Here is a 22,994-nt window from a genome sequence, read left to right on the forward strand (position 1 = left end):
GAAAGGAGACCCATTCAGCGCAAGCTGAACTGTCAAGCCGGGCTCGGCAAACACAGAGCCTACGTCTGCCGAGATTTGGGGAAGGGCTTGACCGGGGCACGGATGCCTCATTTCGCTCTTGATAGTGTTGTTGTAACCGTCGATGGCTGGGACCATCAATTCGGGCCGGTAGTAACGCAGTTACTACCGGCTTTTTTTATGGAATTTTCATTGAATTGTAGTCGGGCTAATATTTCTCACCCGGTTTTATTCGAGTATGCTTCAGAGTGTGCGGTAATTCACAAAACTGATTTAACCTTAATAAAAAACACACTGACCATTTATAGGGGTGGACCATGAGTGTATGTAACGATTTGCCGGTACTGGAATGCGATGTGCCGAGGGAGGGGATTGAGCTGGATCTCGTGCTGCAGCCGAGGGAACCGGTCAACGGCGAGCCGCAGTACTGGCCGCTGTACAACGCCGAAAACCCGGGGGAGCACTTCGGCAATATGCGCTTCCGCTTCGGCGGCAACCGCGGCCTGGTCAAGCTGACCATTACGCTGGACCTGTCGGCAGTGCCGGGGCGGGAGCTGGAGTTCTCCAACTGCGGTCGCGGGCGGTTGGACGGCATTATCGCCCTGAGCCCGGATTTCCGTCACCAGTTCTGGTCCCGGGCCAGGCGGGTGCGTGGTGAATACACCAAGCTGGTGATCTGGATCAGGGACCGGGAGGATATTCCGGATAACTTCGCATTCTTGTGGCTGTGTGAGGATGTGGATACTGGTATGCACTTCGTGTCCGGTGACCCTATGGTGCGGTACGAGCCGGAGTGATCAGTAGCAGATAGCGGTCTTCACGTCGGTGGAAACCTGGGGCTGGGTGCAGAGCTGCTGGAAGGCCGGCAGGTTGAACCACTCTGTGCTCATGCCCTGTTGTAGCAGCTTTTCTATATGATAATTGGCAGATCTCGGTTCCTGGGCCAGAGCGTATACTTGTGCAGCCATGTAACTTGCATAGGTATAGTCGGGAGCTTGCTGAAGTAGTTCGTTTACCATTGAAATGGCGGTTGAAAACTGGTCTAAGTTGGCAAGTGCGATAGCTTGATACCAGCGTTTTTCTAACGTATCGGCGTTGCTGGTAATTTCTAATAGCTGTTGGAAGCTGGCTTTTGCATTTTGGACGTCGCCTAGCACCAGATAAGTCTCTGCTATTTGACCCATCGTTGGGATGTCACTGGGTGCCGTTTCTAGTATTTGCTGGAAGGTTTGCAGGGCAAGGTCATACTTTTCTTGTAAAAAGTAAGCGACGCCGAGGTTGGACTTTGTCCGCCAGCCGCGCAGCTCCTCGGGGATTGAGATGAAAGCCACTTCAGCAGCTGACAGGTTACCGCTTTCCAGTTCTATGCCTCCTAGCGTGGAATAGGATGACCAATGCTCCGGAAAAGTTTCTATGATTCTTTCCAATACAGTGTGTGCCCGGGCGTAATCCCCGCTTACAGCATGATTCAGAGCAATCAGGTATAGGTTGTCGGCCGAAGGGTTAAGCGCGGCCGCCTCCTGCGCATAGCGCAATCCGGCCTCGTAGTCTCCCTGTGTAAACTGAAAACGCGCATACTTGGCCAGCAGAGCCGCGGACGGCGCCTCCTGCTCATGGATTTTTTCTAGCAATAAATCGAACTGACTCTTGTCAGTACTATAGGTGCGCAACCAGATTTCCTGCTCCAGCAGTTGCTGCTCATCTATATTGCGGTGCTTTGCTCGCTCAAGCATCGCCAGTCCGCGAGATAGATATGGTGCGCTATCCGTCTGAACAAACAGCTTGGCAGAGACACTTGTATAAACTGCGTAGAGATTGGCATTGTTCGGATACTGCTCAATCATTGTTTCTATTAGCGTCAGGTCCTCCTCTTTGAGGTCTTTTTGCTCCAAGCGACTGAGAATGTCCAGATACTGGTTGTAGCTTGCATCCGGCATCAATTCCTGTTCGCCGGAGTCTTTTACATAGTTACGAGGAAACAAGGCTGCCGCGCTATTGGCAATACGGTATTCCGCCTCCTGCCGCTTATCTGTCAGGAAAGCAAAACTCGCCTGCTGCCTGATCCGGCTGTCCACGGGTCCAATCCGCTGCAATTCAACCTCACACCGCACCCGCGCACACTCCAGCCGCGCAAACAGCGCATCGGTCACTCCTTTGTCCCGCAGCGCGTGCAGCTGTGCATCCAGATCCTGCCCCTCCTTGGGCGTAAAGCTGACCAGCGCGGAGGCCTTCAGCTGCGAAGCGGCATTCATCAGCGCCTGGCGCACCATGGTCGCGGTCAGCTGTTTGGCATTCTCCTCACCGCGCACCTCGCCGTTGATCTCCACCGGTAGCACGGCGATATATTGCGGCTCCAGGCGGGTGGCGTATTCCCAGCCGAAATAGCCGGCCACGCAGACGGCGGCGGTGCCGGCTGCGCCGATAAGCGCATTGAGCGCGCGGCGGTGCCGGCCCGGTGGCTTGCGCAGCAATTGGGTAACCGTGGCGGAAAGCTCCTGGGTGTCGGTATCGTCCGACTGGTGCTGGTAGAGGAAATGGATCGCTTCGTAGACCTGCTGCGCCGATTCCGGCCGCTTTTCGGCGCGCTTGCTCAGCAATTTGTCCAGCAGCGCGGCCAGCGGGTCCGGCAGCCTGGCGTAGACCTGCTGCGGCGGTATATGGGGTTCGTTGATAATGCGCTGCGCCAGGGCCAGGGAGCCGCCCTGGCCTTTCTCGAACGGCCTGGCGCCGCACAGGAGTTCGTAGGCGATGGCGCCGAGGCCGAACAGGTCGCTGCGGGTGCACAGCGGGTAGCCCTGCAGCTGCTCCGGCGACATGGCCTCGATGGTGCCGGCCACATGGTCCTCACGGGTAATACTATCGGCGTCGGGCTGCTGGGATTTGGCGATGCCGAAGTCGGTGATCTTGGCGATGCCGGTGAAGGTGATCAGGATATTGTCGGGCTTGAGGTCGCGGTGGATGATGCCGAGGGAATGGGCTTCGCCCAGGCCCTGGCAGATCTGCATCAGCAGGCCGAGTTTTTCCCGCAGCGGCGCGCTGTGTTCGCGCATCCACTCCTTGAGGGTGGTGCCCTCGACGTATTCCATCACCAGGGCTATGCCGCCGTCCTCTTCGAGCACGTCGTAGAGCTGGACGATATTCGGGTGGTTGAGTTTGGCCAGCAGCTGGGCTTCGCTGTGGATGCGGGCACTGGCGGATTCACCGGCGGCGTCCCTGCGCAGTTTCTTGATCGCGACCTGGCGCTGCAGGCGGGTGTCTTCAGCCAGGTAGACGACGCCCATGCCGCCCGCGCCGAGAGTGCGCTCTATGCGGTAGCGGCCCAGTTGTGCCTGTTCCGGTTCGGCGACTTCCATAGCCTTTTATTCTTGTTGGTGGTTGTAAATTCCGTTACATCCGTTTCCCTGCCAGGTCCCGATCGAGTCTCTGGGAAGGTGGGGCGCAGCCTAGTTTACCGATTTACAGGCAAGCGTACTATTTCTGTGCGACCTGGGTGTTTTCCTTTCTCTTGCTGCAGAGTTCCGGGAAGTCGCCGCGCAGGCCGGCGAAGTCGGTGCGCTTGCATACCGGCGCGAAGCGCTCGGTGTTGAGCCAGATGGGCGACATGCCCAGTTCCAGGGTCTTGCGGATATGCGCCATGGCGGAGTTGAGGTCGCCGCCGGTGATATAGATCTGGGCGCGGGCGTAGTTGACGTAGAGGTCGTCCGGGGCCTGGCGGCGGATCTTCAACAGGGCGTCCACGGCGCGGTCGGCCTGGCCGAGTTCGGCATGGGCGCGGGCGCGCATCAGTATGCCCTCCCAGTCCTCGCGCCCATCGGTCAGCGCCAGGGCGCGCTCGGCCAGTGCCTGTGCCTTCTGTGGCAGCTGCTGGGCCCGCGCTATCTCTGCCTTGTAGAGCAGCGGATCGGCATCTTTCGGTGCGCTCTCCACCACGCGGTCAAAGCAGTTCTGTGCGCGCTCGAACTGGCGCTCTATGTAGTGGGCGAGGCACAGGTTGTAGGTATCCATGGCGCCGAGCTTGTCCAGGCCGAGGCTGTTGAGTAGTCGAATGGCTTCCCCCGGGTTGCCGCTGTCCAGCTCTATGGCGGCGAGCAGGGATAGGGTATCGCTATCGTTATCGCTCAGCTGCAGTGACTGCAGCAGGTAGTCTTTGGCCTCGTCCAGGTCGCCGCGGGCGCTCAGGGCCAGGGCCTTCTGGCGCAGATAGGTTGCGCTGGTGCGCAGGGCCAGCGCCCTGTCCATGGCTTGCAGCGCCTTATCGTATTCACTGCGTGTCTGGTGGTAGATGGCGCGCAGGTGGTAGTAACTGGCCTGGTCGGGGATCGTCAGTTGCAGCTGCGAAAGCAGCGCCTGTGCGCGGCTTACTTCGTTATTGATGGCGGCCAGGCGCAGTTCGGCGGCGAGCAGGGCCGGGTGATCAGCAATTTCCCGCGGCGCGCGCCGCAGTGCCCGCTCAAATCGCTTGGTGGACTCGGCACTGCGGGTGTTGAACTGATGATCGATCACCAGCTCGCTGAGCAGTTCGTAATAGGGCGGGAAGCCAGGATTTTTTTCCAGCAACGCTTCCAGGGCGGATACCGATTGCTCCAGGCTGGTTTCATCGTGGCGCCGTTCGTACAGCTCCAGGTAGCGCTGGTAGTCGTCGGTGCTGATATTGAAGCGCGCTTCACTTTCCTGCGTCGGGTGGCCGGGCAGCAGGTAATTGAGCTGTTGCAGGGTGCGCGCGCGGCTCCCCAGGCTCTCCTGGATTTCCAGTGTGGTATTGCGGCTGGCGGCGACGGAAAAGTTTGCCGTGTCGATCAGCTCCAGCGAGGCCTCGCAGTGGACTCTTTCACAGGAGATCGTCGGCTGCAGCAGCAGCTGGGCATTCAGGGCCCGGGCCTGTTCCTGCAGCGGCTGCCCGCGCAGGCGTTCGGACTCGGAGTAGGGCACCAGGAAGAGGCCCTCGCGGTTCGAGAGGCCCTGCTTGATGGCGCTCAGCACATTGCTGACGAGGAGCCGGGCTTCGCGGCTGCCCGAGGCACTCTCCGCAGGTGCGACTATGGCGATGTATTTGCCTTTAGTCTCGCGCTGCGATTCCGGCAGCAGGACGGCGGCTGCCGCAACCAGCAATGTCATGCAGCCTGCGAGGGCGGCGCCCGCCAGGATTCTGCGGTGCCGGACCCTGCGCCGCTGGTTGCGGTGGAAGCCCTCGGCGGTGATGGTCACGGTGCGGCTGATGGTACCCGCGGTATTGGCATCCAGGTCCATCTGTACTGCGTCCAGCTCCGCCGCCACTGCGGTGGCGTTCAGCGGGCGCTTGTCCGGGTTTTTTGTCAGCAACCTGTCGAGCAGCTGGCACAGTGCCGGGGGCAGGTCCGGATTCATTTTCGCCGCCGGTGGATGCTGGCTGTTGACGATGCGATCGACGATGATGAATGGACTTTCGTGATCGCCAAACGGGCTCTGCCCGCACAGCAGCTTGTAGGCCAGTACGCCCAGGGCGAAGAGATCGCAGCGGTTGTCGAGGTCCTTGCCCAGGGCCTGTTCCGGTGACATGGCACCCCAGGTACCGGCGACATGCTGCTCGCGGGTCAGGTCGCTGTTCTCGCGCCAGTTTTTGGCGATGCCGAAATCCGTAATCTTGGCGGTGTTGTTCTCGTCGATGAGGATATTGTCGGATTTCAGGTCGCGGTGGATGATGCCGACCGTGTGGGCGCGGGCGAGACCGTAGCAGATCTGCCTCAGTAGCTGGATTTTCTGCTGCAGGTTGGGGTTGCGCTCGCGCTGCCAGTGCTCGAGGGTGCTGCCCTCCACATACTCCATCACCAGGGCGACGTCGTCCCGCTCTTCCACCACATCGTAGATCTGCACTATGTTGCTGTGGTTGAGCTGGGCTAAGAGTAGTGCCTCCTTGCGGATGCGCAGGTGTGCCGTGCTGCTGGTGGGGTTCTTGACCAATCGCTTGATGGCGACGCGGCGGTGCAGGCGTTCGTCGGTGGCCAGGTAGACCACACCCATGCCGCCAGAGCCGAGTTGCCCGGTTACCTTGTATCGCCCGATATAAAACGGTAATTGCTCTGACGTCATGAATCTGGCTGAGTGGCCCTGTTGTTGCTCTCCGCCGTCCCTGGCAATTTATCATTGTTTAATTCTGAAACCCGACGTCCGGTTCCCCGAGTCGGGCGACGGACCTGCATATTACCGCACTGGCCGCTCTCCCGCTCAATCTTCGCGGTTTGGCGTGCGCATTCAGTCCACCTGCGCCTCTTCGGCCTGTACCGCGAGGGATTCCAGTTGCGACCCCTTGTAGATTTCAAAACGGCTGCAGCCGAGGCGGATTTCCCAGGAGCGGCGCTCCACCAGGCCCGAGGTGTCGATCGCATCCGGCAGGGTTTCTGCAATCTGCTTGCGCGCGCGGAAAATCTGCGTGTTCAGGTGGTTGACCGTAATTCCGAGTTCGCGGGTGGCCACCTGGATGGAGACCCAGCCCTGGGCGTCGGCATCCGCACCCTGCTGTATATCGCGGATGCGGGCCCGCGCCAGGTAGAGCAGCAGGTAGTTGTGGATGCGCGCGGGCAGGGCCACCTTCATATCGTCTTCTTCGCGGCGCATCTGCAGCTGCACGTGCTCCTCGTGGTGGCTGACGGAAAAGCGCAGGTCGAAATCGGTGATCTACAGCTGTTGCAGCGAGAGTTCCTTGGTGGCGCCCTGGTTGTCGGCGATAAACAGCTGCCAGCTGTGCAGGCCGCAGTCGATGCGCTCCCCGTGCTTGATGGCGGTGGCGTTTTCGCTGCCGTTGGAATTGCCGGTCAGTTCGTACAGCCACTGGCCGGTGACAGGGCTGAAATGCAGGCTGGCGAGAGGATCGCGCTCGTCTGGCAGAAGGTGGTACTGCTCCAGGGGCTGCGCCTCGCCGGATTGAAGGTCGATCAGCAGGTTTTCCGGGGCGTCCAGGTTCTCGACAATCCAGAGGGGATTGCCGACGCGGCCGAAGGCGATCTGGTCGCCCTGCTGCAGGGGGTAATTCTTCGCCGGCACCAGCTGCTGGCCATTGACCCAGGTGCCGTTGCGACTGAGATCGCGAATATTCCAGTGGCTGCCCGTCCACTGGATGGCGGCGTGAATGCCGGAAATTTCCGCGCTGGTGATGCGCGTATCCACAGCGCCCTGCCGGCGACCGATCGTGTGGTGGGCCATCAGGTATACAGGCTGATCCCTGTCTGGATGCTGCAAGCAGGCCATGGTTTAGTCCCTTTCCCCTTTCTTGGTGTTCTTGGGGGCTGTGCCGCTAACGCAACGGCAGAAATTGAATCAGGACAGGTGGCGCGCGTCCGACATGGCCCGCAAGCGGAAAACCGGAGGGGTCGAGAGGAGGTTTTCTTTCGCCAGGCGCCGCCTAGCTACCGCTAATAAAGAATGCCATAGAAACTGCCGGCCGAGCCCCCTGGCCAGTGACAAAGCATTGTTAGCGGCGCTGGTTGGAGTTGTTATTGCGCCCTGTCTTGAGTAAGCAAGCGCTAACCAGCGGGTTGGCGACTGCTTTAGTGTTGTCGGTTCATTTATACCCATCTGCGGTGCGAATGCAACGATTGAATGCACATGCGGGCATTTTCGCTATTCATTTGCACTGGCGCGGTAATCGTTGAGCGATCTTTGATCGGTTCGGACGCCGGTTGCGCGGGATTTGCAATCGTCCCCGATGGATATCTGCCGGCGGTGGGTCAGTTCCCGTCCTTTTCCGATGGCGGCAGCTGGCGGCTGTCCTTGCGATCCAGGTCCCCGACATCCAGTACCGGCGATGCATCTATATGCTCCGCGTCCATCATCAGTGCCACCCGCTGCAGCGAGGAGATGATCATCGACTGTTCCCAGTCGCGCAGATCGCGAAACTGGCGCACGAAATGTTCCTGTAAGGGGGTCGGCGCGTCCCTGAGAATCTCCATGCCTTTGTCGGTCAGGTAGGCGTGCACCTTGCGCTTGTCCTCGGAGGAGCGCTCGCGGTAGACCAGGCCGCGTTTCTCCAGCCGGTCGAGAATGGTGGTCACCGTGGCCTGGCTGAGGCTGATTTCCTTTGCCAGGGCGCCGATGGTCACCTGGCCCTTCTCGCGTATCGCCTGCAGCAACAGCAGTTGCGGCGCGGTCAGTCCGGCGGTCTTTACCAGCTGTTTGGAGTGCAGGTCGGTGGCGCGGATCAGGCGGCGCAGGGTAATCAGTACTTCTTCAATCTTGTCCATCAATAGCAGGCTCTGCAGGTCTCGGCGGGAAAGTCGTTTGCCGCCGACTTTAGGCCCTGCCTGCATTTTGTCAATCGCTCGCTGCGACGCCCCGGTCCCGGGCTCAGGCCCGCCTGCGGCGCTGTCGCCCTCAGGCTCTGAAGGGTGTGATCTGGTTAACTCTTGATCAGTTTGCATCGGGTATGGCCTTGCGATCTCGCATTTGTTTAGAGTACTATGCAAAAAATTATTTAGAGTAGTAAATAATTTTGATTTTAAAAGGTCAAATTTGACCTGAATAGTCCAAAATACGGCGCCAAAGCCAATTTCTGGACGCGAAATGAAAATTTGATGACTAAAGGTATTGATTTGAGCGCCACAAGCGTTACGACACCGCAGAGCGGAGGCTCGGAGAGCAAAACTGAAGAGCCCCCGGAAGAAAAGGTTCAAGCGCGGCAGGAATCCGCCAAAAGGGAAGTCCTGCTGCGCCGCCCGGTCAGTGAAGACGGTGCCGATGTGCACCGCTTGATCAGTCGCTGCCCGCCACTGGATGAAAACTCCCTCTACTGCAATCTGCTGCACAGCAGCCATTTCGCCGCTACCAGTGTCGCCGCCCAATGGGAGGGTGCAGGTGAAGAGAAAGGTGAACTGGCCGGCTTTGTCTCCGGCTACCTGGTACCGGAGCGCCCCGACACCCTGTTTGTCTGGCAGGTGGCGGTGGCCGAAGAGGCCCGCGGCCTGGGGCTGGCCGGGCGCATGATCCGCGACATACTGGGCCGCCCCTCCTGTGCGCAGGTCCGCTACCTGGAAACCACCATCACTCCCGGCAATGAAGCCTCCTGGGCGCTTTTCCGCGGCCTGGCGCGCAAGCTGGATACCGGCTGTGCCGAGTCGGTGATGTTCGACCGCGAGCGCCATTTCCGCGGTCGCCACGACAGTGAAATGCTGTTGCGTATAGGCCCGTTTTCCGGTTCGGCGATCAGGGGCTGATTGCCGCCTTTTCCAATTTCTGCGAACTGACAACTAATCAATCAAAGGTTGCCATCATGAAAGTTTTTGACGAAATCGAATCTGAAGTAATGAGTTATGCCCGCGCCTTCCCGCGGGTTTTCAACAAGGCCCAGGGTGAATACCTCTACGATGAGGACGGCACCCAGTACCTGGACTTCCTCGCCGGTGCCGGCACGTTGAACTACGGCCACAACAACCCGGTATTCAAGCAGGCACTACTCGATTACATCCAGGCCGATGGCATCACCCACGGCCTGGACCTGCACACCAAAGCCAAGCGCGAATTCCTCGAGACCTTCTACGAGAAGATCCTCAAGCCGCGCAACTACAACTACGTCATGCAGTTTACCGGTCCCACCGGCACCAATGCCGTGGAAGCGGCGATGAAAATCGCGCGCAAGTACAAGGGGCGCGAGAACATCATCTCCTTCACCAACGGCTTCCACGGCTGCAGCATGGGCGCACTGTCCGCCACCGGTAATTCCCACCATCGCGGCGGCGCCGGCGTGAGTATGAACGGTGTCACCCGCATGCCCTACGAGGGTTACCTGGGCGATGACATAGACACCACCGCCTACCTGGACAAGGTACTGTCCGACTCCTCCAGCGGCGTGGACCATCCGGCTGCGGTACTGGTGGAAACCGTACAGGGCGAGGGCGGCATCAACGCGGCCAGCGCCGAGTGGCTGCGCAACCTGCAGTCCGTGTGCAAAAAGCACGACGTGCTGCTGATCGTCGACGACATCCAGGCGGGCTGCGGCCGCACCGGCAGCTACTTCAGTTTCGAAGAGTTCGACATCCAGCCGGATATCGTCACCCTGTCCAAGTCCCTGAGCGGTTACGGCCTACCGTTTGCGGTAGTGCTGATGCGCCCGGAACTGGACCAGTGGAAGCCCGGCGAGCACAACGGCACCTTCCGCGGCAACAACCTGGCCTTCGTCACCGCCAGGGCGGCCATCGAGCACTACTGGAGCGACGACAAGTTCGCGAAAGAAGTGCTGCGCAAGGGGGACTATATCGGCGAACGCCTGGAGAAAATCGTCGAGAAATACGGCGATGGCAACATGACCACTCGCGGTCGCGGCATGTTCCGCGGCCTCAACTGTGTCAGCGGCGACCTGGCCGGACAGATTACCCGCGAGGCCTTCAAGAACGGCCTGGTGATCGAGACCAGCGGTGCCGATGATCATGTGGTGAAGACCCTGTGCCCGCTGACCATCAGCGACGAAAACCTGAAGCGCGCGCTGGATATCGTCGAAGCGGCGGTGGAAAAAGTGTTGAAGGGTACCGAAGTGCCGGAAGAGCGCGACTTCTTTGCCGATGACAGCGGCGAGACCGGGGACAAAAAGGCTGAGCTGGCCGGCGCCGCCTGAAAGTTTTTCCAGCCGTAGGGTGCGTCGCGCGCACCATCCTCATGTTGCTAATGGCACAGGGGCGGTGCGCACGGCGCATCCTACAGTTGTATGTTTACCTACCTGAAGAATTGTTTGGTTAAAGGAATCAGAAATGATCGTAAGAAGTCTGCAAGAAGCTGAAAAAACCGATCGCCGCGTGGTGTCCGAGGGCTGGGAGAGCACCCGCCTGCTGTTGAAGAGCGACAATATGGGCTTCTCCTTCCACATCACCACCATCTACAAGGATGCGGACCTGCACCTGCACTACCAGAACCACCTGGAGTCTGTGTACTGTATGTCCGGTGAAGGCGAAGTGGAAACCGTGGAGGATGGCAAGGTCTACCCGATCCAGCCGGGCACCATCTATATCCTCGACAAGAACGACAAGCATATCCTGCGCGCCAAGTCCGAAATGAAGATGGCCTGCGTGTTCAACCCGCCGCTGCACGGCAAGGAAGTGCACAACGCCGAAGGTGCTTACGAGCTGGATGCAGAAGAGGTTTCCGGTAAATAAATAGATGTTGTGGCGCCGAACCGGCGGCTCCTGCGCGGGGGTGTCGGTTCATTGAAAAGCTCAAAACACATCTACAGGAAAACCATGAAATCACATACGGTGGAAAAAATTGGCGGCACGTCCATGAGCGACTATGCCGCAGTTCGCGACAACATCATTCTCAAAAACGGCAGGCTTGCCGCAGGGGAGGTCTACCAGCGCATCTTCGTGGTTTCCGCCTATGGTGGTATCACCGATCTGCTGTTGGAGCACAAGAAGTCCGGTCGCCCGGGCATTTTTGCGCTCTTCGCCAGCGCCGATGAGGAGCAGAGCTGGAGCGAGGCGGTAGAGTGCCTGCGCAAACGGGTCGAGGAAATCAACGCGAGCCTGTTTGACGACGCGGAACTGCTCGCCCGGGCCAATGCCTTTATCGGTGAGCGCCTCGCAGACACCGAGCGCTGCCTGGGAGATCTGGAGCGGGTATGCCGGCACGGCCACTTCGAACTGGAAGGCCACCTGGATACCGTCAGCGAAATGCTCGCCAGCCTCGGCGAGGCGCACAGTGCCTGGAACACAGCGCAGCTGTTGCGCAAGGAGGGTATAGAGGCGCGCTTTGTCGACCTGACCGGCTGGCGCGACGGTGAGCACCTGAATCTGGACGACCGTATTCGCCGCGCTTTTGCCGATATCGACCTGAGCAGAGAGTTGCCGATCGTCACCGGCTACGCCCACACCCGCGACGGACTGATGAAAACCTTTGCGCGCGGCTACAGCGAGATGACCTTCAGCCGTATTGCGGTAATCACCGAGGCCTGCGAGGCAATCATCCACAAGGAGTACCACCTGAGCAGTGCCGACCCGCGCCTTGTCGGAGAGATGCAGGCGGTGCCGATCGGCCGCACCAACTACGACGTGGCGGACCAGCTGGCCAACCTCGGCATGGAGGCGATTCACCCGCGCGCGGCCAAGGGCCTGCGCCAGCAGGAGATACCGCTGCGTGTGATGAACACCTTCGAGCCGGAGCACGCCGGCACCCTGGTGACCGGCGACTACGTCAGTGAGAACGCCTGTGTGGAAATCATTGCCGGGCGCAAGAATATCTATGCGCTGGAGTGTTTCGACCAGGACATGATGGGCTGCATGACCAATTACGACCGCACCATCAATGACATCATCGCGCGCTTCAAGGGCAATGTGGTCACCAAGGACATCAACGCCAATACCATCACCCATTTTGTGGCCAACAACCTGAAAACCGTCAAGCGCATCCGCAGCGCCATCGGTGAGCAGTACCCGGATTGTGATATCCAGGTGCGCAAGGTCGCCGTGGTCTCCGCTATCGGCAGCGATATGAAGGTGCCGGGCATGCTGTCCCGCGCCGTGGCGGCACTGGCCCAGTCAGGCATCAGCGTGCTGGCGGTACACCAGTCGATGCGCCAGGTGGACATGCAGTTTGTGGTCAACGAAAACGACTACGAGAGCGCCGTCAAAAGCCTGCACCAGGCGCTGGTGGAGGTCTATGAGCACGGTGAGGCAATTTGCGCGGCGTGAAGATTGTGCGTTCGTAGGGTGTGTTGTACGCGCCGCCGGGATTGGCGGTGCGCACGGCGCACCCGAAAAGATTAGAAAAATAAATCGATAAAAAGGGTGACCGCCGTGCTGGCCAGCTTTCTGTTTTTCCTCGCCATCTTTGCCGCCATCGGCTTGAGTTCCTACCTGAAAAGCCGCGGCACCAAGAAAGACTACTACCTCGCCAGCCAGGATGTGCCTCCCTTCCTGGTGGGCCTCTCCGCCGTGGCCACCAACAACAGCGGCTATATGTTTATCGGCGTGATCGGCTACACCTACGCCACCGGCCTCGCCTCTATCTGGTTGATGGTCGGCTGGATACTGGGGGATCTGCTCGGCTCCCTGTGGGTGCACAAGTCCCTGTGCCGGGCGACGCGGGAAACCGGTGAATCCAGTTACGCCGGAGTGATCAGCCACTGGGGTGGATCGCGTTCTACCGCCTGGCAGCGCCTGGCGGGATTGCTCTCCCTCCTCTTCCTGCTCGCCTATGCCAGCGCCCAGCTGGTGGCCGGCAGCAAGGCGCTCTATGTATTACTGGACCTGCCGATCTGGAGCGGCGCCGCAATCGGCGGCCTGATCGTCGCTGCCTACTGCCTCGCCGGCGGTATCCGCGCCTCCATCTGGACGGATGCGGCCCAGTCATTCGTGATGATCGGGGCCATGGGCACGCTGCTGTTCGTGGCCACCCAATCGGTCGGCGGCATAGGCGCGGCGATCGAATCCATGGGCCAGGTGGAAGGATTTCTCAACTGGTATCCCCAGGACCTGCTGTTGCCCGGCGCCGCCGGTGGTGTCATCTTCGCCCTGAGTTGGCTGTTTGCCGGCCTGTCGGTGATAGGCCAGCCGCACGTGATGGTGCGCTTTATGGCGCTGAAGTCCGAAAACCGAATGGTGCAGGCGCGCTGCTGGTACTACCTGTGGTTCACTGCCTTCTACGCCATGGCCACCGGCGTGGGCATGCTGGCGCGTATCATCCTGAGCGATCCCGGCAGTTTCGATGCCGAGCTGGCGCTGCCGATGATGGCCATGGACCTGCTGTCGCCGGTGTTCGTGGGCCTGATACTGGCCGGCGTCTTCGCCGCGACCATGTCCACTGCGGACTCCCTGGTACTCAGCTGTTCCTGCTCCCTGACCCACGACCTGCTGCCGCAGCGCATCGAGAAAACCTGGATGCTGAAAGTGGCTACCCTGCTGATTACCGCGGTCGCCGTCATCTGGGCGCTGGTGAACAAGCAGAGCGTGTTCAGCCTGGTGGTCCTGTCCTGGTCTTCCCTGGCCTCGGCTTTTGCACCGCTGCTGATAGTACTGGCCCTGGGCGGGCGGCCAACGCAGAAGGTGTGTATCGCCATGAGCCTGATCGGACTGGGCACGGCGCTGCTGTGGCGCTGGCTGGGCTGGCACGGGCACATTTACGAGGGTATGCCGGGCATTATTGCTGGTCTTGCGGTATTCGGTGTGGCCAGGTGGCTGGTGCGGGAGCCGCTGCCGAGTGGCGCCAACGCCTGAGTCCTTTTATAGGTCGATCGCGGCCATGGGCCTCTCCTGCTGAGGGTCGAAACACAATTTGCAGGAGAGGCGGGGCGGCCATCCGCCCGTGGTCGCGATCAATGCACAAAAAAGCCCGGTAGCCTTGCGGCTACCGGGGGGGGCGCCCCCCCCCCGGGGCCCGCAACCAACCCAAAAAAACCCCGGGTCCCCTGGCGCCCCCCGGGCTTTTTATTTGGTTGTCGGCTCAGATCTTGACGCCCTCGATATCCAGGATCATCTCCACCTTCTGGGAGGCCGGGCCCAGGTTGTAGTCGATGCCGAAATCCTTCAGGGCAAACTCGGTGGTGCCGGTAAAGCCCTGGCGATAGCCGCCCCAGGGGTCCTTGCCGCCGCCGATCTCGGTCACGTCGATGGTGATCGGCTTGGTGACGCCGCGCAGGGTCAGTTCGCCGCTGAGTTTGGCCTTGCCTTCACCCAGGGATTCGAAAGCGGTGCTCTTGAAGGTGGCGGTGGGGAACTTGGCCACGTCGAGGAAATCGGAACCGCGCAGGTGCTTGTCGCGCTCGGCGTGGTTGCTGTTCAGGCTGGTCACATCAATATTGACGTTGACAGTGGATTTCTCCGGGGCCTTGTCATCGTAGAAAAAGGAACCGTCGAAATCGTCGAAGCGGCCATAGAGCCAGCTGTAGCCCAGGTGCTTGATGCGGAACTGGATAAAGGCGTGGGCGCCCTTGGTGTCGATCTTGTACTCCGCTGCCTGGGCGGTGGCGCCGACCAGGGCGGCGAACAGGAAAATGGCGAGTTGCTTCATGGGTTGCTCCCTCTATTTTGTGGTGGTGAGACTTTCTTGGGGTTGTGAAAGTGGTTTGTCCGATACCGGTTTCGCGCCTAGCCCCAGTATTTTGCGCAGGGTGGCGTCGCGGTCGATAAAGTGGTGCTTGAGTGCCGCCAGCGCGTGCAGTACAACCAGCGCCATCAGGCACCAGGCCAGTACTTCGTGAACCTGACCGGCGATGTCCTCCTGGTTGGGGATTCCCTGGATGGTGGCGGCCAGGCTGAACCAGCCGAACACCTCGATGGCGCGGCCATCGGCGGTGGAGATCAGGTAACCGGAGCACATGATGGCCAGCAGCAGCAGGTAGATGGCTCCGTGGGCCATCCGCGCCGCCAGCGACTGCCAGCGCGGCGTTTTCGGCTCCGCCGCCGGGCTGGGGTTGATCAGTTTCCACAACAGCCTGAACAGCAGCAGACCCAGCAGCAGTATGCCGACGCTCTTGTGCAGTTCCGGGCCCTGGCGGTACCAGGGGTCATAATAGGATAACTGGCGCATCCACCAGCCGAGCGCAAACAGGCCGATAATGGCCGGCGCCATCAGCCAGTGCAGGACAATAGCGACCCAGCCGTATTGATTGTCGCTGTTTCTGGCGGACATCCGGATACTCCCGAGCTCTCGAATCGTGTTGTGCGGAAACAGGTTACCCGCTTTGGGACAGGCTACCAATTATAAAAATTCCGCACAGACGGAAAAGCACAAAAAGCTGAAGAAACCTATCGAAAAAGTTGACGGGCGGTTTTTTGGGCGATCGGGAGGATTAATGGGGTGTGCCGCGCACGCCCGCGCGCTCGGCTGCCGCCAGCACCCGCTCCAGCGCGGCGCGGTCCAGGGAGCCGGAGCGGCGCGCAAGCTGCTCGGCGAGCCAGGTGGGGGTGTGGTGATTGCCGTCCAGGGCCAGCTTTTCCAGCTGCCAGATGACGTTGAGCAGCAGCTGCGGTTCCAGCTCGCTGTCCGCTTCCGTACTGGAGAAGAGCTGTGGCTCCAGCTGCTCCAGGTCGCTGCGTTTCAGTACCAGTTCCGCCAGGGTCGGGTACCAGCGGCTGCTGAAGGGTTCCGGGCGCTGGCGGCGCTCGAAGGTGATGCGCAGGCGATTGCCCTCGGCGTCTTCCAGCAGTGGCGTGTCCTGCTCGTAGGCGGGCAGGGCGGGGCGCTGGCGCAGGATACCCGCGATCGCACTCCAGTCGCTGTGGTTTTCCGCGCAGAGGCGCAATGGTTCGGTGAGCTCACGGGTCTCGGGTCTGCCCAGGTAGGCGAGTTGCTGGCCCGGGCGGTACCAGTAGAGATCCAGCAGGTGCTGTTCGGCCAGGTCCGCCAGGTCGGCGCTGGTCACGGGCTCCTCGGCCACGGCGCTCAGGTGATCGACGGCCTGCTGTACGCTCAGCCACTGTCTGCGGTGGAAGGGTTTGGCGATTGCAGTGCCCATTGACGGCTCCCAGCGCCCGATGCGCCGGCATTCATTTATTGCTAGTGAGACATAATCTTAGCAGCTGGGTCTTCCATTCACCGGCAGCCGGGCCGGCGGTTACAATGGCGCTTTTGCACAGCCAATGGAGTCGCCTGTGAAGTTGAAATCTGTACTCGTGTCCCTTTTCCTGCCGTTGCTGTCGTCGGCGCCACTGGTCAGTGCTGAGGTGTCGCCGGTGGCGCAGGATACCGCGGCCTATGCGGTGGAAAACTACGAGGGGGCCATGACCGACACCCTGGCCGAACTGGTGCGCTTCGAAACCGTGGCCCGTGAGGGGGTGGCGCTGGAGAAGAACCGGGAGTTCACCGGTTTCAAGCGCGCCCTGCGCAACAAGGCGCGGGAACTGGGGCTGGAGTACCAGGACCATGGCCACGTGGTGATTATCGCCCTGGGACAGGGGCAGGAAAAGCTGGGCATTGTCACCCACGGCGATGTGCAGCCCGCCAACCCGGCCAAGTGGAACAAGAGCCCCTTCGAACTGGACCGGGAGAGCGAACCCGGCAAGCTGATCGCCCGAGGCAGCGAGGATGACAAGGGGCCCATTGCCACCGCGCTCTACGCGATGAAGGCGATCAAGGACAGGGGTGTGCCGATGAAGCGGCGCGTGGAGCTGATGGTCTACCTGGCAGAGGAGTCCGACTGGGAGCCACTCAAGGCCTTCCTGAAAACCTACGCGATTCCGGCATACAACATCACCATCGATGCCAACTACCCGGTGGTCACGGCGGAAAAGGGCTGGAGCGAAGTGCGCGTAACCGCCGCGGCGACGCCGATCGAAGTGGAGGGCAAGCCCTACCTGAGCGAGTTTTACGGCGGCTACTTCCGGAGCCAGGTGCCCGACGAGGCCCACGCGATCGTGACCAACCCGACGCCGGCACTGGTCGAGGCCATCCGCGCGCGGGCCGGCAGGCAGAAAGGGGTGGATTACGAGTTTGTTGAAGGCGACGACAAGCTGGAGATCATCGCACGCGGCAAGGCGACCCACAGTTCCGAGCCGGAGCACGGCGTCAATGCCATCGCCTTTCTCGCCGACGCTTTGAAGGTGCACGACTGGCCGGCGAACCCGGCCGGCAGTACGGTGCGCTACCTGAACGAACTGGTGGGTACCGGCATACTGGCGGAGCAGTTTGGTGATATCGCCTACAGTGACGACTTTATGGGGCCGATGACCGCCGCAGTTACCATGGTCAAGGCGGATGCGAAGGGGCTGACCAGCTACCTGAACCTGCGCCGCCCCACCGGCAAGAGCGCGACCCAGCTGGACGGTGAGATCCGCAGCGCCCTGGCGGGCTGGCAGAAAAGCAGTGGTATCGAGTTCGCCACTATCGAGGTGGAGTTGGGCGATCCCTACCGGGTGGACAATGCCCCCCACGTGGAGCCGCTGCTGGAGGTATTCCGCCACTTTACCGGCATGGAGGACGCCGGCCCGGTTGCCATCGGCGGTTCCACCAACGCCAAGCTGCTGCCGAACGCGGTCAGCTTCGGCCCCTCGATGCCGGGCGCGGCCTACACCGGCCACTCGGAGCACGAATTCATCACCGCAGAGCAGTTTCGCCTGAACCTGAAGATGTATACGGCGATGATGATCGAGATTGGCAATTTATAAACCGCGGGTAATCGCAGGACCTGCAATATCCAGATTTGTAGGGGCGAACCTTGTGTTCGCCCTAATTGAGGTTGGATAGACAAAGATCTTGATGCGAAGGCCCTGATGCCGGTGACTCTTTGCGGGACCGTATGAGACAGGGATGTCGATTACGAGCGTACAGGGATGTATTTACAGCGTGTCCCGCAAAGAGTCACCGGTAGCAGGGCCGCTACCGAACCTGCTACATAGCCCATGCTCCTATTCTAGGGCGAACACAAGGTTCGCCCCTATTAAGCCGCGGCCTGTGCTACAGCCAGCCTTTCTTCTTAAAATAAAGATAGGGCGCAATCCCCGACAGCACTATCAGCAGCAGTGCAAAGGGGTAGCCCGCCAGCCATTTCAGCTCCGGCATAAACTCGAAATTCATCCCGTAAATACTCGCCACCGTCGTCGGCGGCAGGAATACTACGGCGGCGATGGAAAACATCTTGATGATGTTCGTCTGGCGGATATTGATAAACCCCTGGGTGGAATCCATCAGGAAGTTGATCTTGTTGAACAGGAAACCGGTGTGGGCTGTCAGTGTGTCGATATCGCGGGTGATATCGCGAAAGCTCTCCTGGAACTCGGCGTCCCCGTGAATATGACGCTGCAGGAAGGTAATGGAGCGCCGGGTGTCCATCAGGCACAGCAGCACCTTGCCGTTGCTGTCCTCCAGCTTGGCGAGCTGGTCTATGGCGTTTTCCAGGTCCGTGTCGTCCTCTTCCAAGACCAGGTAACTGGCCTCGCCCAGCTTCACGTGGATATCCTCAAGTGCATCCGCCAGGTTTTCCACCTTCTGCTCAAATAGCTGTACCGACAGCTCCTGGGCGCTGCGTGCCTCCACCTGGCGACGGCGGGCGCGCATGCGCAGCAGACGGAAGTCCGCCAGCTCACTGTCGCGCACGGTGATCAGCCGCTGGGGTTGCAGGATAAAGGCCACCGTCGAGGTGTCGTGGCGGCCCTCGCTCTGGGTCAGGAACAGGGAGTGGATATGCACGCCGGCGTCGTCGACAAAGTAGCGCGCCGAGGCCTCGATCTCCTCGACGTCTTCCGATTCGGGAAGCTCGGTGCGCAGCAGCGTCTGCAGCAGCTCGCGCTCGTTCTCCTGTGGCTCCTGCAGGTCGACCCAGGCCACTTCGCTGAGCCGCTGCTCACTGACGTCGGCGCCGTCGGGCAGCTCGACGAGCTTGCCCCGCCTGATTTCGAAGAGTCTCAACATTGCCGTCAGTGGCCCTTATGTCTGCATCGCCACATGGTTGCAATCTGCGCGGCGCAAATCAATGCTCGCGGAAATTTCCCGCGCGCATTGATTCGCCTAAGCAGGCGTGGCCTATAACCAGGTCGGCAGCTGGGCGCGGATTTCCTCCGCTTCGCAGTTGACCAAGTTCTTGCCCGTCTCGCCGGCGATGGTGGCGCGGGTGGGCGCCTTCAATGCATCGCGCAGGCTGCCCACCATCTGCGGTTCGGCCACTATGTAGAGCTTTTCGTAGCGCCCCTCCACGCGACCGCGCTCCAGGGCGTGGGCGATTTCGCGGGCGAATTTCTGGCCGTTGCGGCGGTGCAGCTGGCTGACATTGCCCATCGCGTGGCGCCCCTGGCCGCCGCTGTCGAAGGTGCGCCCCGGCGCGTCACTCTCCAGGTCGCGACCGTTGAGGCGCGATTCGGGGTGGATCAGGGCTTCCAGCTCGTGGAGTTCGCCGGCGCGCTTCTCCGCCTCGAACACCCGCGCTTGTGATTGGTTGGCCACAAGGACCCATGCTAGTGCCATGAGAGTATCCTCGCCGTTTCTGTCTCTCTATGCTAGTTGAAACAGGCGTCGGCGACGCGGGCCAAATGGTATAAGCAGCCGCTTTCCATCTCCATTTGTTTATATAAAACAGTCTCTTATAACCCGCCCGGTTTTTGTGACTCGAAAGCCTTTGCAAGCGCCAATTCCGTAGCGGAAGCTGGCCTAGACTTGGTGGAAGGTGTACGGGGCGCCACTGTCAGTCCCCATTTAAACCGCGCGAGTGAGGAGGTTTGGCCATGAGCCTGATTCCGAGAGGATCCCTGTTGGACCTGGACAATATGTTCGAGCAGATGCTGTCCCCGGCGCGCACCGGCGGCAAGGAGGGTTTTTTCTCTCCGCGAATCGACGTCAGCGAAAACAAGGACAGCTACGAGATCAGCGCCGAACTGCCGGGTGTGAGCAGGGACGATATCAATGTCACCCTGGAAAACGGCGTGCTGACGCTGGAGGCGGAAGTACACCGGGAGGAAAAGGAGGAGAGGGAAGGCCGCGTGATTCGCCAGGAGCGCCGCTACGGCAAGTTTATGCGCAGCTTTAACCTGGGCGAGGATGTCAGCGAGGAGGAGATAGATGCGAGTTTCAAGGACGGCGTCCTGAAATTGAAGGTGCCGAAGCACGAGGAACGGCAACCGCAGAGAAAGCGCATCGAAATTCACTAAGGTATCGGCGCGGTCTTATGCGCTGCGCCCGATGTTATCGAAATAGTCCCACCCTAGACTGCACGCAGTAGGGCAACAGTTGGAGATGAACCATGAAAGTGAAACAGGCAATGCACGAGGGCTGTACCTGGTGTACACCGGATACGCCGCTGTTGGAAGTGGCAAAGATCCTGCGCGACGAAGATATCGGCGCTGTGCCAGTGGGTGAGAACGACAGGTTGATCGGCATGGTCACCGACCGCGATATCGCCTGCCGCGGCGTGACCCAGGGCCGGGATTTGAATTCGCTGACCGCCCGCGATGTGATGACCGAAGGCATACAGTGGTGCTGGGAAGACGACGATATGAATACCGCCATTCAGAAAATGGAGGAGCAGCAGTTGCGCCGTATGCCGGTGATGAATACGGAGAAGCGCATGGTGGGTATCCTGAGCCTGGGGGACATTTCCCACGCGGTGGCCCGCAAGCAGATAGGGGAGTTTGCCTCGGCGGTATCCGCGCATCACTAGTGGGCCATGCAGGAAGTTCGGTAACAAAGGAGCATAGCCAAAGCGTTCAGATCAAGGCGAGAAAGCGCAGGAATAGCCGCGTTATTTCAAGCTTTCTCAACGCAGAGCTGGGCGCTTTGGCGACGCGAACTGTTACACAACTTTCCGCATGGCCCACTAGCGATTCATGCGGGAATTTTGGGGTTACCTCACAGCAACTGCTCTATCGGCAGCCAGCTGCTGAGCAGGGACCCGATCCGCTGTAACAGGCTGGCGCCGGGGTCGCGGCCCAACATACTGCCGTCGCCCCGGCGCCATAATATTTTGTCTCCATGTAGCTCCAGTGTGTAGGCGTTGCTGCGTACATTGGCGCTGAAGTTTTCCGCGATCGCCGTCGCCAGTTGTGGCGAGTGAATCACCAGCCCCAGCTCCGTATTCAGCAGGATAGAGCGGTGGTCCAGGTTGAAGGAGCCCACGTAGAGCCACTGCCCGTCCACGATATACGCCTTGGCGTGCAGCAGCGACTTGGATTCGCCGCTCCAGTTGTCCAGCTTGTACTTTAAATCGCTGGACATTTCGTACAGTTGAATGCCGGCCTCCAGCAGCGGCTTGCGGTACTTGCGATAGGCGCCGTGCACCAGCACCACATCGGTGGATGCCAGGGAATTGGTCAGTATCTGCACCTCAACCCCGCGCCTGGCCGCGGCAATCAGCCGTTGCAGATAGTCATCGCCGGGCAGCAGGTAGGGGGAGATGATGATCAATTGTCGCCTGGCACCGGTAATCCGTTCCATCAGTTCGCCGCCGGCAAACTGGCCGCTATTTTCAGGCGTATAGGCTACCTTTTGTGGTGGGTCGAACAGGGCGCGAGTCTGCCCCCAGTACCAGAGGTCGGCGTCCCGGCTCAGGGTTTCTATCACCGGGGAGTCCTGCAGGCTCCTGCCGTAATCACTGAGTAACAGATGCTCGCCATTGCGCTCCAGTTCCTCTGCAAAGCGCCGCTGTCCGTCGCCGTCGGGGCGCTGCTCGAAAACTGCCTGCACCGGAAAACTGAAGGGACTGTTCCAGTAGAGGTCGAACTGGCGGGTGATATGCGGCACCACTTCGCCGATGGCGACCAGCTCCAGGTCGCCGAAGTGCACCTTGTTGTCGATACCGAAATATTTATTGCTGAGATTGCGCCCGCCGATAAAGGTGACCCGGTTGTCGACAGTAAAGGACTTGTTGTGCATGCGTCGCTGCAACCGGTGGAAATCGGCAAAAAACTCCAGCGCGCGCGGGCCCCTGTGGGGAAAGGGGTTGAACAGCCGTATCTCCACATTCGGGTGCTGTTGCAGGGCCACCAGTATCTCGCCTGCGTCGCCGGTGGTGAAATCGTCCAGCAGGAAGCGCACGCGCACACCGCGATCGGCGGCGCGCAGCAGTTCCCGGGTCAGCAGCAGCCCCGTCTCGTCGCGACGGAAAATGAAGTACTGGATATCGATGGAGCTCTGCGCCGCGCGGATGGTCGCGAGGCGCACCGCCAGCGCATTGTGTGCCGAGGTCACCGGGTAGACCCCGCTCTGGTCCCGGTGGCCCGCGGTCAGGCGCCCGGTAATCTGTACCAGCGGCGCATCAGCCGGTGGCTCCCGGTGGAAACTGGCGGTTCTCTGCGGTGGCTCGGGAAAGACCGGTTGGGCGGAACAGGCGCAGAGGCAGAACAGCAGTAGCAGTGGCGGCAGAAACGGAAACTGGCGCAAGGTGGCTTCCATGCGGGCGGCCGGTTGGACGCTTCCAGTATAGATGGCCCTGCCGGCGGCGCATTTTTCCTCCCGCCTGGCATATCAGTGAACCTTCAGGTGTTTCGGTAATATTTTCCATGTTTTTAATAAATATTGGTAAAAAATACTAACATCTGTTTATATGTCCAACTTTTCTTTAGGGGCCGGTATTTGCCCGGGTGTGGATCTGCGCCGCCCGGCAC

The 22,994-nt window shown here is 60.3% G+C and carries 20 protein-coding genes; 9 read left to right on the top strand and 11 right to left on the bottom strand.

Annotated features, from left to right (window positions below):
- Positions 1-335: 335 nt before the first annotated feature.
- Entirely contained in the window at positions 336-815 is a 480-nt protein-coding gene (locus tag IG627_RS02160; RefSeq protein WP_193189497.1) for a hypothetical protein, read from the top strand.
- Here the strand turns inward: IG627_RS02160 and IG627_RS02165 are convergent, their stop codons facing one another.
- From IG627_RS02165 to IG627_RS02180, 5 genes are all read right to left on the bottom strand, one after another.
- The gene (locus IG627_RS02165; protein ID WP_193189498.1) at positions 816-3,371 is read right to left on the bottom strand and encodes a serine/threonine-protein kinase; all 2,556 of its coding nucleotides are present in this window, start codon (positions 3,369-3,371) and stop codon (positions 816-818) included.
- 118 nt (positions 3,372-3,489) lie between these two features.
- On the bottom strand, positions 3,490-6,084 hold the full coding sequence (locus IG627_RS02170) for a serine/threonine-protein kinase (protein WP_193189499.1): 2,595 nt from the start codon (positions 6,082-6,084) through the stop codon (positions 3,490-3,492).
- Between the two features lie 162 nt (positions 6,085-6,246).
- Positions 6,247-6,621, bottom strand: a complete 375-nt coding sequence (locus tag IG627_RS20795) for a hypothetical protein (protein WP_226864622.1) — start codon at positions 6,619-6,621, stop codon at positions 6,247-6,249.
- A 48-nt stretch (positions 6,622-6,669) separates the two neighbouring features.
- Entirely contained in the window at positions 6,670-7,239 is a 570-nt protein-coding gene (locus IG627_RS20800; RefSeq protein WP_226864623.1) for an FHA domain-containing protein, read from the bottom strand.
- 479 nt (positions 7,240-7,718) lie between these two features.
- Positions 7,719-8,231, bottom strand: coding sequence for a MarR family winged helix-turn-helix transcriptional regulator (locus IG627_RS02180; RefSeq protein WP_193189691.1), 513 nt, complete (start codon positions 8,229-8,231; stop codon positions 7,719-7,721).
- Positions 8,232-8,579: 348 nt separating this feature from the next.
- On the opposite strand from IG627_RS02180, the gene ectA reads away from it, so the two are divergent.
- The 5 genes from ectA (at position 8,580) to IG627_RS02205 (ending at position 14,183) form a co-directional block, all read left to right on the top strand.
- Complete coding sequence (ectA, locus tag IG627_RS02185; RefSeq protein ID WP_226864624.1) at positions 8,580-9,200, top strand: diaminobutyrate acetyltransferase; 621 nt, start codon at positions 8,580-8,582, stop codon at positions 9,198-9,200.
- Positions 9,201-9,256: 56 nt separating this feature from the next.
- Positions 9,257-10,594, top strand: a complete 1,338-nt coding sequence (gene ectB / locus IG627_RS02190) for a diaminobutyrate--2-oxoglutarate transaminase (RefSeq protein ID WP_193189501.1) — start codon at positions 9,257-9,259, stop codon at positions 10,592-10,594.
- Positions 10,595-10,727: 133 nt separating this feature from the next.
- The gene (locus tag IG627_RS02195; RefSeq protein ID WP_193189502.1) at positions 10,728-11,129 is read left to right on the top strand and encodes an ectoine synthase; all 402 of its coding nucleotides are present in this window, start codon (positions 10,728-10,730) and stop codon (positions 11,127-11,129) included.
- Between the two features lie 84 nt (positions 11,130-11,213).
- Positions 11,214-12,659: an aspartate kinase gene (locus IG627_RS02200; RefSeq protein ID WP_193189503.1), complete on the top strand. Its 1,446-nt coding sequence runs from the start codon at positions 11,214-11,216 to the stop codon at positions 12,657-12,659.
- A gap of 105 nt (positions 12,660-12,764) precedes the next feature.
- On the top strand, positions 12,765-14,183 hold the full coding sequence (locus IG627_RS02205; RefSeq protein ID WP_193189504.1) for a sodium/proline symporter: 1,419 nt from the start codon (positions 12,765-12,767) through the stop codon (positions 14,181-14,183).
- Positions 14,184-14,409: 226 nt separating this feature from the next.
- Here the strand turns inward: IG627_RS02205 and IG627_RS02210 are convergent, their stop codons facing one another.
- From IG627_RS02210 to IG627_RS02220, 3 genes are all read right to left on the bottom strand, one after another.
- Complete coding sequence (locus IG627_RS02210) at positions 14,410-14,976, bottom strand: YceI family protein (RefSeq protein WP_193189505.1); 567 nt, start codon at positions 14,974-14,976, stop codon at positions 14,410-14,412.
- A gap of 12 nt (positions 14,977-14,988) precedes the next feature.
- Complete coding sequence (locus IG627_RS02215; RefSeq protein WP_193189506.1) at positions 14,989-15,597, bottom strand: cytochrome b; 609 nt, start codon at positions 15,595-15,597, stop codon at positions 14,989-14,991.
- 160 nt (positions 15,598-15,757) lie between these two features.
- Positions 15,758-16,423: a hypothetical protein gene (locus tag IG627_RS02220; protein ID WP_193189507.1), complete on the bottom strand. Its 666-nt coding sequence runs from the start codon at positions 16,421-16,423 to the stop codon at positions 15,758-15,760.
- Positions 16,424-16,559: 136 nt separating this feature from the next.
- Between IG627_RS02220 and IG627_RS02225 the strand changes: the two genes are divergently transcribed.
- Positions 16,560-18,071, top strand: coding sequence for a dipeptidase (locus IG627_RS02225; protein ID WP_319024475.1), 1,512 nt, complete (start codon positions 16,560-16,562; stop codon positions 18,069-18,071).
- A 289-nt stretch (positions 18,072-18,360) separates the two neighbouring features.
- On the opposite strand, the gene corA is transcribed toward IG627_RS02225, so the two are convergent.
- Both corA and IG627_RS02235 read right to left on the bottom strand, forming a co-directional pair.
- On the bottom strand, positions 18,361-19,314 hold the full coding sequence (gene corA / locus IG627_RS02230; RefSeq protein WP_193189509.1) for a magnesium/cobalt transporter CorA: 954 nt from the start codon (positions 19,312-19,314) through the stop codon (positions 18,361-18,363).
- A 111-nt stretch (positions 19,315-19,425) separates the two neighbouring features.
- Entirely contained in the window at positions 19,426-19,863 is a 438-nt protein-coding gene (locus IG627_RS02235) for a host attachment protein (protein ID WP_193189510.1), read from the bottom strand.
- A 257-nt stretch (positions 19,864-20,120) separates the two neighbouring features.
- Here IG627_RS02235 and IG627_RS02240 point away from each other — a divergent pair, with 257 nt between their 5' ends.
- Together IG627_RS02240 and IG627_RS02245 are read left to right on the top strand one after the other, a co-directional pair.
- Positions 20,121-20,543 carry an Hsp20/alpha crystallin family protein gene (locus tag IG627_RS02240; RefSeq protein ID WP_193189511.1) on the top strand — a complete coding sequence of 141 codons (423 nt, stop codon included), beginning with the start codon at positions 20,121-20,123 and terminating at the stop codon, positions 20,541-20,543.
- Between the two features lie 92 nt (positions 20,544-20,635).
- On the top strand, positions 20,636-21,052 hold the full coding sequence (locus IG627_RS02245) for a CBS domain-containing protein (protein ID WP_193189512.1): 417 nt from the start codon (positions 20,636-20,638) through the stop codon (positions 21,050-21,052).
- 188 nt (positions 21,053-21,240) lie between these two features.
- Here IG627_RS02245 and IG627_RS02250 read toward each other — a convergent pair whose 3' ends face one another.
- Positions 21,241-22,782: a phospholipase D-like domain-containing protein gene (locus tag IG627_RS02250; RefSeq protein ID WP_193189513.1), complete on the bottom strand. Its 1,542-nt coding sequence runs from the start codon at positions 22,780-22,782 to the stop codon at positions 21,241-21,243.
- Positions 22,783-22,994 lie beyond the last annotated feature (212 nt).

Origin of the sequence: Microbulbifer taiwanensis (assembly GCF_014904815.1) — a bacterium.
Lineage (GTDB): Bacteria > Pseudomonadota > Gammaproteobacteria > Pseudomonadales > Cellvibrionaceae > Microbulbifer > Microbulbifer taiwanensis.

What these genes read in the sequence shown, in the direction of transcription:
- IG627_RS02160 (WP_193189497.1), top strand. Translation starts at nt 336, where the DNA reads ATGAGTGTATGTAACGATTTGCCGGTACTGGAATGCGATGTGCCGAGG.
- IG627_RS02165 (WP_193189498.1), bottom strand. Translation starts at nt 3,371, where the DNA reads ATGGAAGTCGCCGAACCGGAACAGGCACAACTGGGCCGCTACCGCATA.
- IG627_RS02170 (WP_193189499.1), bottom strand. Translation starts at nt 6,084, where the DNA reads ATGACGTCAGAGCAATTACCGTTTTATATCGGGCGATACAAGGTAACC.
- IG627_RS20800 (WP_226864623.1), bottom strand. Translation starts at nt 7,239, where the DNA reads ATGGCCTGCTTGCAGCATCCAGACAGGGATCAGCCTGTATACCTGATG.
- IG627_RS02180 (WP_193189691.1), bottom strand. Translation starts at nt 8,231, where the DNA reads ATGGACAAGATTGAAGAAGTACTGATTACCCTGCGCCGCCTGATCCGC.
- ectB (WP_193189501.1), top strand. Translation starts at nt 9,257, where the DNA reads ATGAAAGTTTTTGACGAAATCGAATCTGAAGTAATGAGTTATGCCCGC.
- IG627_RS02195 (WP_193189502.1), top strand. Translation starts at nt 10,728, where the DNA reads ATGATCGTAAGAAGTCTGCAAGAAGCTGAAAAAACCGATCGCCGCGTG.
- IG627_RS02200 (WP_193189503.1), top strand. Translation starts at nt 11,214, where the DNA reads ATGAAATCACATACGGTGGAAAAAATTGGCGGCACGTCCATGAGCGAC.
- IG627_RS02210 (WP_193189505.1), bottom strand. Translation starts at nt 14,976, where the DNA reads ATGAAGCAACTCGCCATTTTCCTGTTCGCCGCCCTGGTCGGCGCCACC.
- IG627_RS02215 (WP_193189506.1), bottom strand. Translation starts at nt 15,597, where the DNA reads ATGTCCGCCAGAAACAGCGACAATCAATACGGCTGGGTCGCTATTGTC.
- IG627_RS02220 (WP_193189507.1), bottom strand. Translation starts at nt 16,423, where the DNA reads ATGGGCACTGCAATCGCCAAACCCTTCCACCGCAGACAGTGGCTGAGC.
- corA (WP_193189509.1), bottom strand. Translation starts at nt 19,314, where the DNA reads ATGTTGAGACTCTTCGAAATCAGGCGGGGCAAGCTCGTCGAGCTGCCC.
- IG627_RS02235 (WP_193189510.1), bottom strand. Translation starts at nt 19,863, where the DNA reads ATGGCACTAGCATGGGTCCTTGTGGCCAACCAATCACAAGCGCGGGTG.
- IG627_RS02240 (WP_193189511.1), top strand. Translation starts at nt 20,121, where the DNA reads ATGAGCCTGATTCCGAGAGGATCCCTGTTGGACCTGGACAATATGTTC.
- IG627_RS02245 (WP_193189512.1), top strand. Translation starts at nt 20,636, where the DNA reads ATGAAAGTGAAACAGGCAATGCACGAGGGCTGTACCTGGTGTACACCG.
- IG627_RS02250 (WP_193189513.1), bottom strand. Translation starts at nt 22,782, where the DNA reads ATGGAAGCCACCTTGCGCCAGTTTCCGTTTCTGCCGCCACTGCTACTG.